Source organism: Kitasatospora sp. GP30 (assembly GCF_029892145.1).
Classification (GTDB): domain Bacteria; phylum Actinomycetota; class Actinomycetes; order Streptomycetales; family Streptomycetaceae; genus Kitasatospora; species Kitasatospora acidiphila.
The window spans coordinates 15428-32547 of sequence record NZ_JARZAH010000022.1; the positions used below are offsets into that span (position 1 = coordinate 15428).

A 17120-nucleotide genomic window follows, 5' to 3' on the forward strand; every position below is an offset into this window, starting at 1 on the left:
GGACGGCACCCGGCCCATGAACGCCGATGGCCGACCTGGTGGAACCAGGTCGGCCATCGGCGTGACTGTGGAGCTTAGGAGACTCGAACTCCTGACATCTGCCTTGCAAAGGCAGCGCTCTACCAACTGAGCTAAAGCCCCAGGACGGCGCCTGTGGCGCCATCGGAGAACAGCGTACCGGGTCAGCCGGACTGGAGGCACCTCCCAGCGCCGGGGCTGGAGCAGTGCACGGGTGTCCGGTGCCCGGTGGGCAGGGCAGCGGCGGGGAGGTCCTTGGCGGACCTCCCGCGTTCCGCCGCGGCGGCCTGAGGTCAGCGACCGGCCGGGATCGGGTCGGTGGCCTCGGTCCACAGGTCCTGCTCGGCACGGTCGGCCTGAACCTGACGGTAGACAAAGAAGCCGCCGAGGGCGACCAGGGCGACCAGGAGGAGCTTCTTCACCGCGGGACCTCGTCCTTCTCAGCAGTTGGGGGCTCGCCCGCCAAGGCCCCAGCCGAACGACTGGGGCGGCAAGCCTCTGATGTGCGGGTGTGGTTGGCGACCGAAATCGACCGAACCGCCCTGCGGCCGATGATACACACCCGTGTCCTGTTCGAGACCGGCTATCGGTCGCCCAACCTGGGGGCGGTGCGCATGGTTTGACGTCGCGGTGCTCAGGACGGCCGGTCGCCCGGTCCGGGCCGGCCGAAGACCACGGTGGCGTCGTCGTGCCGCTTGCCCGGGAACCGGCCCGGTGGGTCGGCCTGCTCGGCGGCCCGCACGGCCGCCAGCACCGCCTTCGGGCCCTGCTTGTCCAGGGTCTCCAGCAGCGTGTCCCAGCCCCAGCCGTACCGCTCCACCAGCCGCGACACGCCGTCGGTGAGCACCGCGAAGCGCCGCAGCCCGGCCAGCGGGCGGGAGCCGGTGAGCGCCTGGTCGGCGGCCTCGGGGCGAGTGCTCGCCACCCAGAAGCCGCCGGCCGCGTTGCGCAGCCGGGAGACGCAGGCCCGGTCGTAGGCGGGCAGCCGCTCCACCCGGTCGTCCAGCACCACCTGCGGCTCGCCGTCGATCGGCTGCAGCACGACCGGGGAGTCGGCCAGCACCAGATGGTCGAACCGCCCGCTCCCCCAGCGCACCATCGCCACGGTGGCCGACGGGCTGTCCGGGTTGCCCAGATCACAGGTGCCGGCGTGCAGGGCACAGACGGCCTCGATCCCGGCCCGCAGCACCTCGCGCAGCTCCGCACCCGGCTGCTCCACCAGGAGCCGGGCCAACTGGGCCCCCAGCCGCCCGGTCACCCACGCCACGTCATGCCGGCACCCGGTGGGCGCCCCGCTCGCGGTGGCCCCGTCCAGCACCACCACGAAATCGGATCCGACGAGTACGAAGTCTTCATTGGCCCGATCATCACCCGGCGCCGCCTCGCACAGGCTGCTGAGCTGCATTGCCACTCCCGTTCGCCGGGTAGCTGCGCCAAAAACGAAACGCCCGCTTACCGAGATCGGTAAGCGGGCGTTTCCGCAGGTGGGCCTAACAGGACTTGAACCTGTGGCCTCTTCCTTATCAGGGAAGCGCTCTAACCGTCTGAGCTATAGGCCCTTGCCGCACTGAAAGATTAGCGGACCGATGGCCGATCTCCCAAATCGATGCCCTGACCCTCCTTCGGCCCCCCGATCGCAGGCCCCGGCTCGCGGATGCCGGCCTCGGTCGGCCGCCGGCGCAGCCACTGCTCGCGGGTGGCCGGGAGGCCGCTGGCACCACTGACGGCGGTGCGCACGGCCAGGACCTGGTTGATCCCGATCCGGTTCTCCTCGAAGGCCAGCGCGGACGCCGCCATGTAGAGCCGCCAGACCCGGGCCCGGCCGCGGCCGGCCAGCCGGACCGCCTGCGCCCAGTCGGCCTCCAGGTTGGCCACCCACTCGCGCAGCGTCAGGGCGTAGTGCTCGCGCAGCGATTCGACGTCGCGCACCTCGAAGCCGGCCTCCTCCAGCGCGGAGACGGTGCTGCCGACCGGGGAGAGCTCGCCGTCCGGGAAGACGTAGCGGTTGATGAAGGGGCTGGTGCTGTGCGGCACCCCGGGGCGGTCGGGGCGGCGGCCGATCTGGTGGTTGAGCAGCCGGCCGCCGGGGACCAGCAGGTCGTACAGGCCCTCCGCGTAGACCCGGTACTGGGCGCTGCCGACGTGCTCGGCCATGCCGACCGAGGAGATCGCGTCATAGGGGCCGTCGGGGATCTCGCGGTAGTCCTGCAGCCGGATCTCCACCCGGTCCTCCAGCCCGGCCGCGGCCACCCGCTCCCGGGCCAGCGCCACCTGCTCGGCGGAGATGGAGACGCCGACCGCGCTGACCCCGTAGTGCTCGGCCGCGTGCAGCACCAGGGAGCCCCAGCCGCAGCCGACGTCGAGCAGCCGCATGCCGGGCCGCAGGCCGAGCTTGCGGCAGATCAGGTCGAGCTTGGCGAACTGGGCGTCCTCCAGGCTCTTGCCCTCCGGGGTCCAGTAGGCGCACGAGTAAACCATCGACGGGCCGAGCACCAGGCGGTAGAACTCGTTGCCCACGTCGTAGTGGTGGCTGATCGCGGCCCGGTCCCGGGTGCGGCTGTGCAGCCGGCCCTGCTGGCGGGCCTCCTCCGGGGGCAGCGCGGGATTCGGGCCGAGCGCGCCGGCCTTGGCCAGTACGGCCAGCGCCCGGCGCCCGGCCGGGCCGGTCAGGTCGCCCGCGCCCAGGTGCAGATCGCGCACCTCGGGCCGCTCGGTGAAGTGCGCCGCCTCGGCCAGCACCGCGTAGATGTCCTCGCCGGGGCCGAGCTCCAGGTCGCCGGAGACGTAGGCCCGGGCCAGGCCGAGCTCGCCGGGGGACCAGAGCAGCCGGCGCAGTGCCCGCCGGTTGCGCAGCACCAGCAGCGGGGCGTCGGCCGCCCCCGCGGTGCTGCCGTCCCAGGCCTGCAGTCGGAACGGCAGCCGGGACCCGAGCAGGCCCTCCACTGCCTCGACGAGCTGCGATGCGATCTGAGCCATCGTGTGGAACCTCCGCGCAACCGTGGGGACAGCTGAACGCCGAGCAGCCGCCCCCGAACCCGTACCGGTAGCCGTGCAGGCAGCCGCACCAGCCAATCCGGAACGACACCGAGGAGTCCCGGCGGCACGCCGGGACCCGGACGGCTGTCACCCGAATGGCGAAGCGGGCCCCCTCGATCAAACCGCCGAAGGGGCCCGCCTATGCCGGATTTCGCGAAACTGGTTCGTGAACCGGTGGGTACTGAGTGAGGTTGTGACGATATGTCAGGCTGACGTCAGGTCAGCCCGGTGCTGCCGGGGTCGGGTCACTCCTCCTCGGCCAGCGTCAGCTCGACGCCGCCGGTGAAGCCCGCCGCCGAGTTGTAGATGAACGCGGCGAGGGTGGAGAGCGCGGTCAGCAGCACCACGTCGATCACGGCGATCAGCACGGTCCAGGTGAGCACCTGGCCGAAGCCGACGTAGTCCATGATGTTGACGCCGCCGGTGCCGGTGCTGCCCGAGCCGGTGACCTCCTTGAGGGTCTTGCCGATCGAGTCGAAGACGCCCAGGGTGTCCAGCGTGGTCCAGAGCACGATGGCGGCCACGATCATGATGATGCCGAGCGCCAGCGACAGCAGGAAGCTGACCTTCATCACCGACCAGGGGTCGGCCTTGAGCACCCGCAGCCGCGCCTTGCGGACCCGGCCGGAGCCGGTCGACGACGGTGCCGCAGCGGCCGGACGGCGGGCCGCCTGGCCCGACTGGCCACCGCCTGAGCCGCCCGAGCCACCCGAGCCACCCGGGGCGCGGTTGCCGCGCGCCGAGGCCGGCTCCCCCTTGGTGTAGGTGGTCGGCTGGGAGTACCCGCCGGTGCCGGGAGCCGGCTGGGCCGGCGGTGCGGGCACCGTCGGCTTGCCGGAGGCACCACCGCTGTAGCCGCCGGTGGAGCCCACCGCGGACATCACAGAGGTGGACGGCGTCGGTTGCTCGGCCGACGGCTGCGGAACACCTCCGTACGGCGCACCGCCCGGCACGGCACCTCCCGCAGCACCCGTGGTCCCACTCACTCTGGTTCCTCCCGCAGTTCCTGCCCGGGACGCGGCCACGTCCCGGTCGACACTCCACTGTGCGGCATCAAGCTGAGAAGCCCGAAACCGGGGCAGCCGGTACCCCCGTCGAACGGCGGGGGTACCGGCTGCCCCACCACCGTCAGGCCTGGTCAGCCGCCTCGGACGAGCCGGCTGCGGCGTCCGCCACACTGTCGGTGTCCGCGCCGTCGACCGGCTCGGCCGTACCGTCGGCGACCTCGTCGTCCTCGGCCTCCGCGTTGCGGGCCATGCCCACCACCGCGTCGCGCTTTCCGAGGTTGATCAGTTGGACGCCCATGGTGTCACGTCCGGTTTCACGAACTCCCGAAACCCTGGTCCGGATCACACCGCCGGAGAGGGTGATCGCCATGATCTCGTCGGTCTCCTCAACCACCAGCGCGCCGACCAGCGAGCCGCGGCCCTCGACGATCTTCGCCGCCTTGGTGCCGAAGCCGCCGCGGCCCTGGATCCGGTACTCGTCCACCGAGGTCCGCTTGGCGTAGCCGCCGTCGGTCGCGGTGAACACGAAGGTGCCGGGGCGGACCACGTTCATCGACAGCAGCTCGTCGTCCTCGCGGAACGCCATGCCCTTGACGCCGGAGGTGGCCCGGCTCATCGGGCGCAGCGCCTCGTCGGTGGCGGTGAACCGGATCGACTGGGCCTTCTTGGAGACCAGCAGCAGGTCGTCCTCGGCGGAGACCAGCTCGGCGCCGATCAGCTCGTCGTCCCGGCCGTTCTCGTCGGTGCGCAGGTTGATCGCGATCAGACCGCCGGAGCGCGGCGAGTCGTAGTCCTTCAGCGGGGACTTCTTGACCAGGCCCTGTCGGGTGGCCAGCACCAGGTAGGGCTTGTCCTCGTAGGTGCGGATCGCCATCACCTGGGTGATGTGCTCCTCCGGCTGGAAGGCCAGCAGGTTGGCCACGTGCTGGCCGCGGGCGTCCCGGCCGGCGTCCGGCAGCTCGTAGCCCTTGGCCCGGTAGACCCGGCCCTTGTTGGTGAAGAAGAGGATCCAGTTGTGGGTCGTGGTCACGAAGAAGTGGTCCACGATGTCGTCCTGCTTGAGCTGGGCACCGCGCACGCCCTTGCCGCCGCGCTTCTGCGAGCGGTACAGGTCGGAGCGGGTCCGCTTGACGTAGCCGCCACGGGTGATCGTGACGACGATGTCCTCCTCCGCGATCAGGTCCTCGATCGACAGGTCGCCGTCCGAGGGGATCAGGGTGGAGCGCCGCTCGTCGCCGTACTTCTCGACGATCGCGGTGAGCTCATCGGAGATGATCTCCCGCTGCCGGGCCGGGGAGGCCAGGATCGCGTTGTACTCGTCGATCTTGCGCTGCAGCTCGTCGTGCTCGTCGGTGATCCGCTGCCGCTCCAGGGCGGCCAGGCGGCGCAGCTGCATCTCCAGGATCGCGTTGGCCTGCAGCTCGTCGATGGTGAGCAGGTTCATCAGGCCGCTGCGGGCCGCGTCCGCCGACTCCGAGGCGCGGATCAGCGCGATGACCTCGTCGATCATGTCCAGCGCCTTGAGCAGCGCGCGCAGGATGTGCGCCCGCTCCTCGGCCTTGCGCAGCCGGAACCGGGTGCGCCGGACGATCACGTCGACCTGGTGGTTGACCCAGTGCCGGATGAAGGCGTCCAGCGAGAGGGTGCGCGGCACCCCGTCGACCAGGGCCAGCATGTTGGCGCCGAAGTTGGTCTGCAGGTCGGTGTGCTTGTAGAGGTTGTTCAGCACGACCTTGGCGACGGCATCGCGCTTGAGCACGATCACCAGGCGCTGACCGGTCCGCGAGGAGGACTCGTCGCGGACGTCCGCGATGCCGGCGATCCGGCCGTCCTTCACCAGGTCGGCGATCTTCAGCGCCAGGTTGTCCGGGTTCACCTGGAACGGCAGCTCGGTGATCACCAGGCACTGCCGGCCCTGGATCTCCTCGACCTCGACCACCGCGCGCATGGTGATCGAGCCGCGACCGGTCCGGTACGCCTCCTCGATCCCGCGGCGGCCGACGATCAGCGCACCGGTCGGGAAGTCCGGCGCCTTGATCCGCTCGATCAGCGCCTCCAGCAGCTCCTCGTTGGAGGCCTCGGGGTGCTCCAGCGCCCAGAGCGCACCGGAGGCGACCTCGCGAAGGTTGTGCGGCGGGATGTTGGTGGCCATGCCGACCGCGATGCCGGTGGCACCGTTGACCAGCAGGTTGGGGAAGCGCGAGGGCAGGACGGTCGGCTCCTGCGAGCGGCCGTCGTAGTTGGCGGCGAAGTCGACGGTCTCCTCGTCGATGTCGCGCATCATCTCCATCGACAGCGGCGCCATCTTGCACTCGGTGTAGCGCATCGCCGCCGCCGGGTCGTTGCCCGGCGAGCCGAAGTTGCCGTTGCCGTCCACCAGCGGCATCCGCAGCGACCACGGCTGTGCCAGGCGCACCACGGTGTCGTAGATGGAGGTGTCGCCGTGCGGGTGGTAGTTGCCCATCACGTCGCCGACCACGCGGGCGCACTTGTAGTAGCCCTTCTCGGGCCGGTAGCCGCCGTCGTACATCGCGTACAGCACCCGGCGGTGCACCGGCTTGAGGCCGTCGCGGACCTCGGGCAGCGCGCGGGAGACGATCACGCTCATCGCGTAGTCGAGGTAGGAGCGCTGCATCTCGGTCTCGAGCTCGATCGGCTCGATCCGGCTGACGAAGGTGTCGGTGGAGCCGGTCTCCGGCTGCTCGCCGTCGGGACGGTTGTCGTCGACCACTGGTGGTCAGTTTCCTTTCACGCGTGACTGGGGTGTGCGGAGCAGACTGCTCGTCACACGTCCAGGAAGCGGACGTCCTTGGCGTTGCGCTGGATGAACGAGCGGCGGGCCTCGACGTCCTCGCCCATCAGGACCGAGAAGAGGTCGTCGGCGCGGGCCGCGTCCTCCAGAGTGACCTGCATCAGCAGCCGGTGCGCGGCGTCCATGGTGGTGACCCGCAGCTCCTCGGCGTTCATCTCGCCCAGACCCTTGAAGCGCTGGATCGCGTCGTCCTTGGGGAGCCGGCGCCCGGCCGCCACGCCCGCCTCGATCACGGCATCGCGCTCACGGTCGGAGTAGACGTACTCGAAGTCGTCCTTGCCCCACTTGATCTTGTACAGCGGCGGCATCGCCAGGTAGACGTAGCCGGCCTCGACCAGCGGCCGCATGAAGCGGAACAGCAGGGTGAGCAGCAGGGTCCGGATGTGCTGCCCGTCGACGTCGGCGTCGGCCATCAGGACGATCTTGTGATAGCGCAGCTTGGACTCGTCGTAGTCCTCCTGGATGCCGCAGCCGAAGGCCGAGATCAGCGCCTGGACCTCGGTGTTCTGCAGCACCTTGTCGATCCGGGCCTTCTCGACGTTCAGGATCTTGCCGCGGATCGGCAGGATGGCCTGCACCCGCGGGTCGCGGCCCTGCTTGGCCGAGCCGCCGGCCGAGTCACCCTCGACGATGAAGATCTCGCACTCGGCCGGGTCCTTGGACTGGCAGTCGCTCAGCTTGCCGGGCAGCGAGGCGCTCTCCAGCAGGCCCTTGCGGCGGGTCAGGTCGCGCGCCTTGCGGGCCGCCATCCGGGCCGTGGCCGCGGTGATCGACTTGCGGATGATGTCCGCGGCCTCGTTCGGGTTGCGGTCCAGCCAGTCGTTGAGCTGCTCGTGCACCACGCGCTGGACGAAGGTCTTCGCCTCGGTGTTGCCCAGCTTGTCCTTGGTCTGGCCCTCGAACTGCGGCTCGCCGAGCTTGACCGAGATGACCGCGGTCAGGCCCTCGCGGATGTCCTCGCCGGAGAGGTTCTCGTCCTTCTCGCGGAGCAGCTTCTTCTCCCGCGCGTAGCGGTTGACGAGGCCGGTCAGCGCCGCCCGGAAGCCCTCCTCGTGGGTACCGCCGCCGTGCGTGTGGATGGTGTTGACGAAGGAGTAGACGCCCTCGGTGTAGGAGGCGTTCCACTGCATGGCGACCTCGACCGAGATCGTCTTGTCCTTGTCCTCCGCCTCGAAGTCGATCACCGAGGGGTGCACGACGTCGCCCTTGCGGGAGTTGAGGTCCTTCACGAAGTCGGCGATGCCGCCCTCGTAGTGGTAGGTCACCGCGACCGGGTTGCCCTCGTCGTCGGTGTGCTCCGGGCGCTCGTCGGTCAGCCGGATGGTCAGGCCCTTGTTGAGGAAGGCCATCTCCTTGAACCGGCGCGACAGCGTCTCGAAGGAGTAGACGGTGGTCTCGAAGATGTCGCCGTCGGCCCAGAAGGTGACGCTGGTGCCGGTCCGGTCGGTGGCCTCGTGCTTGACCAGCGCCGCGGTCGGGGCGCCCATCTTGTACTCCTGGGTCCACCGGTGGCCGTCGGTGTGGATCTCCACCGCGAGGCGGGTGGAGAGCGCGTTGACCACCGAGACGCCGACGCCGTGCAGACCGCCGGAGACGGCGTAGCCGCCGCCGCCGAACTTGCCGCCGGCGTGCAGCACGGTGAGCACCACCTCGACGGCCGGCTTGTCCTGGCCGGGCACGATGCCGACCGGGATACCGCGGCCGTTGTCGATGACCCGGATGCCGCCGTCGGCCAGGATGGTCACGTCGATGGTGTCGGCGTGGCCGGCCATGGCCTCGTCGACGGCGTTGTCCACGACCTCCTGGACCAGGTGGTGGAGACCGCGCTCACCGGTCGAACCGATGTACATACCGGGCCGCTTGCGAACCGCGTCGAGGCCCTCCAGCACCTGGATCGCGCTGGCGTCGTACGACGACCCCTTTTCGGCAGGGGTGGTCGCCGGGTCGGTGGGGACGGGGGACTGGCTGGACTCGCCGGAATCGGCCACGAAGCGCCCTCTCTGGCACAGCGCGGGCCGCATCCCCGACCGGTTCGGGCGGGCGTGCGACCACGGCGTTTCGACTCAGTTACCGCAAGTTGCAGTGTTTGGGCTTCAGTCTACCGGTACGACTGACATAGATGGGCGTTTGGCAGGCCTTGAAGGCGGATTTGGCGCCCCGAATCCCCTCCGCACATGTCCCGATACTCGCCCGGGGGGCTGAGCGGCTTCACGCGGGCCGCCAGCGGTTCCGGAAGTGTGCGCTCCGTCAAGAGCCGCCCCCTCGGCACCGCGCCGAACGACTCAGCCCCAGGTGTCGCGCGGACCGGTGCTGCCCGGCGCGCGCAGCCGGCCGTACCGCCGCTGCGGCACCGACGGACCCAGCACCCGGATCACCCGGACCGTGCCGTGCCCCAGCTCGTGGTTCAGCCGCGCCACCAACTGCCGTGCCAGCAAACGCAACTGAGTGGCCCACGCGGTGGAGTCACAACGCACCGTCAGCACCGCGTCGGCCTCGTCGAAGTGTTCGGGGGCGCAGTGCGCGGCGATGTCCGGGCCGACGATCTGCGGCCAGCGGCCCATCACTCCGGCCACCGCGGCCGGCGCCTCCCAGCCACGCTCCGTGATCAAACGATTGAGCGCGGCCCCCAGCGGCACGGGGTCGCGGCCGTCCGCCCGGGCCCCGCTGCGCAGCCCGTGCCGCTTCGCCTCGCGCTTCTCGCGCACCTGCTCGCCACGCTGCCTGGCCTGCTCCTTGGCCGCCCGCAACGCGACCCGGGCCAGGTCGACACCGGAGAGCTCTGGTTCGTCGCTCATCGGCGGTGCGCTCCTTCTTCCCCAGGCTGTGGACAGACCAGGGTACGGCTTCGCGCCCCTCGTCGGTGGATCCGTCAGGGGTGGATCCGGCTGACCTCGCCGCCCGACACCGCGTACCGCGCGCCGGCCAGCGCCTTGGGCACGTCCTCCGGCACCGCCGCGGTGACCAGCACCTGCTCGCCGCCGGCCACCAGCTCGGCCAGCTGGTCGCGCCGTCTGGCGTCCAGCTCGGCGAAGACGTCGTCCAGGATCAGCACCGGCTCGCCGCCGTCGGCCCGCAGCAGCTCGTAGGAGGCCAGCCGCAGCGCCAGCGCGAACGACCAGGACTCGCCGTGGCTGGCGTAGCCCTTGGCCGGCAGGGTGCCGAGCAGCAGGCCCAGCTCGTCCCGGTGCGGCCCCACCAGGGTCAGTCCGCGCTCGGTCTCCTGCTTGCGCGCCGCCCGCAGCGCCTCCAGCAGCCGCTGCTCCGCCTCCTCGCGGCTGCCCGGCAGGGCGCCCTCGAAGGCCGAGGCCCGGTACTCCAGCGCGGTCGGCCCGCCGCCCGGCGCCAGCCGCTCGTAGGCCTGCGCCACCAGCGGTTGCAGGGCCGCCACCAGCTGCAGCCGAAAGGCCGTCAGCTCAGCTCCGGCGCGGGCCAGATGGCCGTCCCAGACCTCCAGGGTGGACAGGTCGGCGCCCTTGCCGCCGCCGGCCCGGCGGGCCATCGCGGCGGTCTTCAGCAGCGCGTTGCGCTGCTTGAGCACCCGCTCGTAGTCGGACCGCACGCCGGCCAGCCGGGGCGCCCGGGCGGTCAGCAGCTCGTCCAGGAACCGCCGCCGCTCCCCCGGGTCGCCCTTGACCAGGGTCAGGTCCTCGGGGGCGAACAGCACGGTGCGCAGCAGGCCCAGCACATCGCGCGGGCGCACGTTGTCGGAGCGGTTGATCCGGGCCCGGTTGGCCTTGCCCGGGGTGATCTCCAGTTCGATCAGGGTGGTCCGGCCGCGGTCCTCGACCGAGCCGCGCACCACCGCCCGCTCGGCGCCCTGGCGGACCAGCGGGGCGTCGGTGGCCACCCGGTGGCTGCCCAGCGTCGCCAGGTAGCCGATCGCCTCCACCAGGTTGGTCTTGCCCTGGCCGTTGGGCCCCACGAACGCGGTCACGCCCGGGTCGAGGGGCACCTCGACCCGGGCGTAGGAGCGGAAATCGGCGAGCGACAGATGCGCGACATGCATGGGGAGGTACTGCGCCCGCCTTCTGTCTACAGCCTGTGGATTACTTGCTCTCGACCGCGTGGCCGCCGAACTCGTTGCGCAGCGCGGCGATCATCTTCATCTGCGGGGAGTCGTCCTGGCGGGAGGCGAACCGGGCGAACAGCGAGGCGGTGATCGCCGGCAGCGGCACGGCGTGGTCGATCGCGGCCTCCACCGTCCAGCGGCCCTCGCCGGAGTCGGCCGCGTAGCCACGCAGCTTGCCCAGGTGCTCGTCCTTGTCCAGGGCGTCGACCGCCAGGTCCAGCAGCCAGGAGCGGATCACCGTGCCCTCCTTCCAGGAGCGGAAGATCTCCCGGACATCGGTCACGCTGTCCACGGCCTCCAGCAGCTCCCAGCCCTCGGCGTAGGCCTGCATCATGGCGTACTCGATGCCGTTGTGGACCATCTTGGCGAAGTGGCCGGCGCCCGCCTTGCCGGCGTGCACCGCGCCGTACTCGCCCTCGGGCTTGAGCGCGTCGAAGATCGGCTGCACCCGGGCGATGTCCTCGGCCTCGCCGCCGTACATCAGCGCGTAGCCGTTCTGCAGGCCCCAGACGCCGCCGGAAACGCCGCAGTCGACGAAGCCGATGCCCTTCTCGGCCAGCAGCGCGGCGTGCTTCTCGTCATCGGTCCAGCGCGAGTTGCCGCCGTCCACCACGATGTCGCCCGGCGAGAGCAGCTCCGAAAGCTCCTCGATGGTCTGCTGGGTCGGCACACCGGCCGGCACCATCACCCAGACCACACGCGGGCCCTGGAGCTTGGTGACCAGCTCCGGGAGGCTGGCGACATCGGCGAGGTCGGGGTTGCGGTCGTAGCCGATGACGGTGTGGCCGGCGCGGCGGATGCGCTCGCGCATGTTGCCGCCCATCTTGCCGAGACCGATGAGGCCGAGCTCCATGACTTGTCCTTACCTGAAGTTCGTGCAATCCGGCGGCGCCGTTGCCGCGTCTCAGAGCCTACGCCGCGCCGATGTCCACAGGAGTTCGGGCCGATTGTGGACATCGGCGCTTCGTCACATCGGACGGACGGATCAGCCCGACAGCCGGACCGGCATGATCAGGTACTGGTAGGCCTCATCGGCCTCCGCGTCCACCGCGGGCTTGCCGGAGAGCAGGGCCGGCTTGGTGGAGGTGGTGAAGGAGAGCTGGGCGTAGGCCGCATCGACCGCCTTGAGGCCCTCTTCCAGGTAGCCCGGGTTGAAGGCGATCGAGATGTCGTCGCCCTCCAGGTCCGCCTCGATCCGCTCGGTGGCCTGGGCGTCGTCACCGGAGCCGGCCTCCAGGGTCAGCACGCCCTGCTCGAAGTTGAGGCGCACCGGCGTGTTGCGCTCGGCGACCAGCGAGACACGCTTGAGCGCCTCCAGGAACGGCTGGGTCTGCACCGCGGCGATCGCGTTGAACTCGGTCGGGAAGAGGCTGCGGAACTTGGGGAACTCACCCTCCAGCAGCCGGGTGGTGGTCCGGCGCCCGGCGCCCTCGAAGCCGATCAGGCCCTCGCCGGCGCCGCCCGAGGAGAGCGCGATCGAGACACTGTCGCCGCTGCCCAGCGACTTGGCGATGTCCTGCAGGGTGCGGGCCGGCACCAGGGCCACCGCGGAGATGTCCGGCTGCTCGGGCTTCCACAGCAGCTCGCGGACGGCGAACCGGTAGCGGTCGGTGGCGGCCAAGGTGATCTTGTCGCCCTCGATCTCGACCCGGACACCGGTGAGCACCGGCAGGGTGTCGTCCCGGCCGGCGGCGACGGCGGCCTGGCTGACGGCGGTGGCGAACACGTCGCCGGAGACCGTGCCGGTCGCGGTGGGCATCTGGGGCAGCGCCGGGTACTCGTCGACCGGCAGGGTCGGCAGGGTGAAGCGCGAGCTGCCGCAGACCACGCTGACCCGCATGCCGTCGGTGGAGATCTCCACCGGCCGGTTGGGCAGGTTGCGGGAGATGTCGTTGAGCAGCCGGCCGGAGACCAGCACGGTGCCGGACTCCTCGACGTCGGCCTCCAGCTCGACCCGGGCCGAGACCTCGTAGTCGAAGCCCGACAGTGCCAGGGTGCCGTCCTGCGCGGTCAGCAGCAGGCCGGCCAGCACCGGCACCGGCGGCCGTGCCGGGAGGCTGCGGGCCGCCCAGGCCACTGCCTCCGCGAGGACGTCACGCTCCACCCGGAACTTCACCGGTAACCGCCTCCTGGATCCTGCTGTCGCTTGCTGATCTTGGTCCTGCTCTGTTGTTGCCGAAGACAGTCTGACGTACTCGGCGGACAGTCGATGCCGACCGGCGCAAGTCGGGCGAACACCCGTCCGGGCGGCTTGTCCACAGATTTCGGCCCACCCCGCTGTTTCGCGATTCTGGGGCTCTCTAGGTGTAGCCGTAGTAGTAGGGCCTGTGGATACCGTGGATAACCCCGTTTCCGCAGGTCAGCACCACTTTTTTGTCCACAGTGGCTGTGGAGGGCGCCGGTGGATAACCAGGCGCCGCTGTGGACGGCGGAGCGTTACCCACAGGGCACGCTGAGTATCCACAGCTTTTCCCCAGCTCCTTCCCCAGGTTTGGCCGGGGTTATCCACGGCCACCGGGTCAACATCGCGTGACGGCTTTCACACCGGCCGATGAACCGGGCCCAACAGCTGTCGAACAGTGGACATTGCTGTGGAGAAGCTGGGGATAACCGCCCTGGGCCTGTGGATTGACGGTGGACAACTTTCCGGCGCTCTGATGGGCCGCCAAGTGTCCACAGGCTGTGGATAACTGTTGTGCACAAGTCCACAGGCAGTTGACCTGCGGCGACGAGCGTAGCGGCGGGCGCCCTGTGGAGGAATTCTGGATAACTCCGGGTTCCCCACCCTGTGGACCGGGGAAAACCCCGGCTCCTGTGGAGAACGGCTCGACGGGCTGGCACTGTTCGAATTGGTGCTCAGTTGTGCGAAGCGGCCCGGAGCTTGGTGGAGCGTCAGCTCGATCCCTTCCCCAGGATGGGGGCGGATACACCCGGGTCTTCGGCGGACACCGAAAAGGGCCGGTGGACGGCCGAAAACGGCTGTCCACCGGCCCTGGAGACCGGCTGGCGGGGTCGCTAACTCTTGATGCGGTTGGTGAGTTCGGTGACCTGGTTGTAGAGCGAGCGGCGCTCGGCCATCAGCGAGCGGATCTTGCGGTCCGCGTGCATCACGGTGGTGTGGTCGCGGCCGCCGAACTGCGCGCCGATCTTCGGCAGCGACAGGTCGGTGAGCTCCCGACAGAGGTACATGGCGATCTGACGGGCCGTCGCCAGCACCCGGCTGCGCGAGGAGCCGCACAGGTCCTCCACGGTGAGCCCGAAGTAGGCCGCCGTCTGCTGCATGATCACCTGGGCGGTGATCTCCGGCCCGGCGTCCTCGTCGCCGCCCGGGATCAGGTCCTTGAGGACGATCCCGGCCAACTCCAGGTCGACCGGCGAGCGGTTCAGGTTGGCGAACGCGGTCACCCGGATCAGCGCGCCCTCCAACTCGCGGATGTTGCGGGTGATCCGGGAGGCGATGAACTCCAGCACGTCCGCAGGGGCGTTGAGCCGCTCCTGGATCGCCTTCTTGCGAAGGATCGCGATCCGGGTCTCCAGCTCCGGCGGGGTCACATCGGTGATCAGACCCCACTCGAAGCGGTTGCGCAGCCGGTCCTCCAGGGTGGTCAGCAGCTTGGGCGGCCGGTCCGAGGAGAGCACGATCTGCTTGTTGGCGTTGTGGAGCGTGTTGAAGGTGTGGAAGAACTCCTCCTGGGTCGACTCCTTCTGCGCGAGGAACTGGATGTCGTCGACCAGCAGGATGTCCATGTCCCGGTAGCGCTTGCGGAACGCGTCCGCCTTGCCGTCCCGGATGGAGTTGATGAACTCGTTGGTGAACTCCTCCGAGCTCACGTACCGCACCCGGGTGCCGGGGAAGAGGCTGCGTGAGTAGTGCCCGATCGCGTGCAGCAGATGGGTCTTGCCGAGGCCGGACTCGCCGTAGATGAACAGCGGGTTGTAGGCCTTGGCCGGAGCCTCGGCGACCGCCACCGCGGCCGCGTGCGCGAACCGGTTGCTGGCGCCGATCACGAAGGTGTCGAAGAGGTACTTGGGGTTCAGCCGGGCCGCCGGCTCGTCCTTGCGCCCGAGCTCGCCGGAGGAACCGCCGGGCGGCGCGGGGACGCCGCGGTCGCCGACCCGCTCGGGCAGGCCGGCGGGACCCGGTCGGTCGGCGGGCTCCGCCCGCTCCGGCTCTGGGCGCTCGGTGCCGCCGGCCGCGGTCGGCTCCTCGCCGGGCCGGCCAAGCGGCTGGCGCAGCGAGGCCGGCGGCAGGTCGCGGCGGATCGGCGGCAGCCCGCGGCCAGGGCCGCGGCCGCCGCGGCCCTGGTGCTCGGTGGAGTCGTAGGCACCGCCGAACAGGTCGCCCTGGGCCGGCCCTCCGGGCTGGGCGCCGGGAGCGCCATGGGGGTTCTCGGCCTCCCAGTCGCGGTACTGGTACGGCTGCTGCTCCTGGTAGCCGGGGGGCTGCTGGTAGGCCGGCCCGCCGTAGGGCTGCTCCTGGTACGGCGGGTAGTCGCCGTAGGGCTGCTGCTGGGGGTAGCCGGGAGTGCGGCGCTCCTCGTAGGAGTAGTCCTGGTACGGCTGCGGCTCGCGGTAGCCCGGCTCGGGCTCGGCCGGGCGCGGCGGCGCGGGGGCCGGCGTGGGCGGGGCGGCGTTGGCGTCGACCATCACGGCGATCCGCACCGGGCGCCCGAACAGCCGGCTGAGCTCCTCGGTCAGCTGCGGCAGCAGCCGGCCCTCGAGCACCTGCTTCGCCCACTCGTTGGGGGCGGCCAGCAGGGCGGTGTCGTGCATCATCCACATCGGCTGGGTGCGCTGCACCCAGACCTTGTCCTTGTCGCCCACCGAGGTGTCGTTGACCAGCCGCTCGACGACCTCCGCCCAGGCGGGGACGAGGTCGCTGTTGACATCAGCCACTGGTGCACGCTTTCTCGTTCCCCCATCGGGGGGATGAACAAAACCAGACAAGTCCTGCAACGGTAGTCAGCGGACAGAGCTGATTCAAGTTGTTGTCCACAGGCTGTGGGTGAGTGCGGGACGAGTGGCCGGTTTGACCCTCGGGCGTCCCGCCGCGTACCGTAACGAGGTCGAGTTGTCGATGGCCGCTGCCGCATGCCCGCGGGTCCACCCCGCTTCCAGAAGGCGCGCAGCACGGGCGCCGTGGATTGTCCGAAACCCAGCGGACCTGGGGATTAGGGCCGGATTTCCCAGAAGTGAGGGGAGATCGCGCGGACGCACGGTGACGGCCATACCGCAGTTCGTCACCCTACGATTCACCCCAGGAGCCCCCGAGTGAGCAAGCGCACCTTCCAGCCGAACAACCGTCGTCGCGCCAAGACCCACGGCTTCCGGCTGCGGATGCGTACCCGCGCCGGCCGCGCCATCCTGGCGTCCCGCCGTTCCAAGGGCCGCGCCAGCCTCTCCGCCTGATCCGCGCCCAGAGTCTTCAGTGCTGCCCTCCGAGAATCGGCTGCGGCGGCGCCAGGACTTCTCGACCGCGGTGAAACGCGGCCGCCGGGCCGGTCGGCCCCTGCTGGTGGTCCATCTCAGACGAGAGGACGGACCGGCGGGGGACGGGTACAGCGACTCCCACCCGCACGCCGCCGAGGGACATCCCTCGGTGCGTGCGGGTTTCGTCGTGAGCAAGGCGGTCGGTCCCGCGGTCGTGCGGAACCTGGTGAAGCGTCGTCTACGTCACCTGGTACGGGAACGTCTGGGTGCTCTGCCCGCAGGTAGCCTGATAGTGGTACGGGCGTTGCCTCCGGCGGGGTCAGCGTCCTACACGGATCTAGCACACGACCTGGATGCCGCTCTCAAGCGGTTGCTCCGGACGGATCCGGCCACAGCGACCGGATCAGGGCCGACAGGATCAGGGCGATGAAGTACCTGCTGATGGGGCTGATCAGGGTCTATCAGTGGACGATCAGTCCGCTGCTCGGTCAGGTCTGCCGCTACTACCCCTCGTGCTCGCACTACGGCTATGAGGCCGTGCGGGTGCACGGGGCGGTGAAGGGCAGTGTGCTCACCGCATGGCGCATTCTGCGCTGCAACCCATGGTCCCCGGGTGGAGTGGACCACGTACCGCCGCGCAAGCGTCCCGTCTGGCACCAGCGATTGCGAAACCTGGTGCACCCCAGGACGACCGGTAGCGCCGCGCTCCCGGAGCCGACGACCAAGCCCAATGCTCAAGGAGTCTGAC

Annotated in this window: 14 protein-coding genes and 2 tRNA genes; 3 read left to right on the plus strand and 13 right to left on the minus strand. The window is 70.3% G+C overall.

Translation table 11 applies throughout. The annotated features are described in order from the left end of the window. Positions 1-68: 68 nt before the first annotated feature. The 13 genes from P3T35_RS25805 to dnaA form a co-directional block, all read right to left on the minus strand. Positions 69-141: transfer RNA gene (locus tag P3T35_RS25805), tRNA-Ala, on the minus strand. A 170-nt stretch (positions 142-311) separates the two neighbouring features. Beyond that, positions 312-440, minus strand: coding sequence for a DLW-39 family protein (locus P3T35_RS25810; protein ID WP_211786189.1), 129 nt, complete (start codon positions 438-440; stop codon positions 312-314). A 212-nt stretch (positions 441-652) separates the two neighbouring features. Further along, positions 653-1423, minus strand: a complete 771-nt coding sequence (locus P3T35_RS25815; protein ID WP_101380666.1) for a protein phosphatase 2C domain-containing protein — start codon at positions 1421-1423, stop codon at positions 653-655. A gap of 80 nt (positions 1424-1503) precedes the next feature. Continuing rightward, positions 1504-1577 (minus strand) — tRNA-Ile (locus P3T35_RS25820). Positions 1578-1593: 16 nt separating this feature from the next. After that, positions 1594-2994 (minus strand): cyclopropane-fatty-acyl-phospholipid synthase family protein, encoded by a 1401-nt coding sequence (locus P3T35_RS25825; protein WP_101380667.1) that lies wholly within the window; start codon positions 2992-2994, stop codon positions 1594-1596. A gap of 305 nt (positions 2995-3299) precedes the next feature. Further along, positions 3300-3935, minus strand: coding sequence for a DUF3566 domain-containing protein (locus P3T35_RS25830; RefSeq protein WP_101380668.1), 636 nt, complete (start codon positions 3933-3935; stop codon positions 3300-3302). A gap of 247 nt (positions 3936-4182) precedes the next feature. Continuing rightward, positions 4183-6723: a DNA gyrase subunit A gene (gene gyrA / locus P3T35_RS25835; RefSeq protein WP_101385049.1), complete on the minus strand. Its 2541-nt coding sequence runs from the start codon at positions 6721-6723 to the stop codon at positions 4183-4185. A gap of 122 nt (positions 6724-6845) precedes the next feature. Next, on the minus strand, positions 6846-8894 hold the full coding sequence (gyrB, locus tag P3T35_RS25840; protein ID WP_101380669.1) for a DNA topoisomerase (ATP-hydrolyzing) subunit B: 2049 nt from the start codon (positions 8892-8894) through the stop codon (positions 6846-6848). Between the two features lie 261 nt (positions 8895-9155). After that, positions 9156-9668 (minus strand): DciA family protein, encoded by a 513-nt coding sequence (locus P3T35_RS25845; RefSeq protein WP_101380670.1) that lies wholly within the window; start codon positions 9666-9668, stop codon positions 9156-9158. A 74-nt stretch (positions 9669-9742) separates the two neighbouring features. Continuing rightward, on the minus strand, positions 9743-10879 hold the full coding sequence (gene recF / locus P3T35_RS25850; protein ID WP_101380671.1) for a DNA replication/repair protein RecF: 1137 nt from the start codon (positions 10877-10879) through the stop codon (positions 9743-9745). A gap of 40 nt (positions 10880-10919) precedes the next feature. Further along, on the minus strand, positions 10920-11795 hold the full coding sequence (gene gnd / locus P3T35_RS25855; RefSeq protein WP_101380672.1) for a phosphogluconate dehydrogenase (NAD(+)-dependent, decarboxylating): 876 nt from the start codon (positions 11793-11795) through the stop codon (positions 10920-10922). Positions 11796-11927: 132 nt separating this feature from the next. Continuing rightward, positions 11928-13058: a DNA polymerase III subunit beta gene (gene dnaN, locus P3T35_RS25860; protein ID WP_101380673.1), complete on the minus strand. Its 1131-nt coding sequence runs from the start codon at positions 13056-13058 to the stop codon at positions 11928-11930. Between the two features lie 899 nt (positions 13059-13957). Beyond that, on the minus strand, positions 13958-15838 hold the full coding sequence (gene dnaA / locus P3T35_RS25865; RefSeq protein WP_101380674.1) for a chromosomal replication initiator protein DnaA: 1881 nt from the start codon (positions 15836-15838) through the stop codon (positions 13958-13960). Positions 15839-16213: 375 nt separating this feature from the next. On the opposite strand from dnaA, the gene rpmH reads away from it, so the two are divergent. From rpmH to yidD, 3 genes are read left to right on the plus strand one after another with little or no spacing between them, the layout of a single operon-like run. Further along, entirely contained in the window at positions 16214-16351 is a 138-nt protein-coding gene (rpmH, locus tag P3T35_RS25870) for a 50S ribosomal protein L34 (RefSeq protein WP_006348049.1), read from the plus strand. A gap of 19 nt (positions 16352-16370) precedes the next feature. Then, positions 16371-16802, plus strand: a complete 432-nt coding sequence (gene rnpA / locus P3T35_RS25875) for a ribonuclease P protein component (protein ID WP_101380675.1) — start codon at positions 16371-16373, stop codon at positions 16800-16802. Further along, on the plus strand, positions 16799-17119 hold the full coding sequence (yidD, locus tag P3T35_RS25880) for a membrane protein insertion efficiency factor YidD (protein ID WP_101380676.1): 321 nt from the start codon (positions 16799-16801) through the stop codon (positions 17117-17119). The genes rnpA and yidD overlap by 4 nt, the downstream gene beginning before the upstream one ends. The last annotated feature ends 1 nt before the right edge of the window (position 17120 follow it).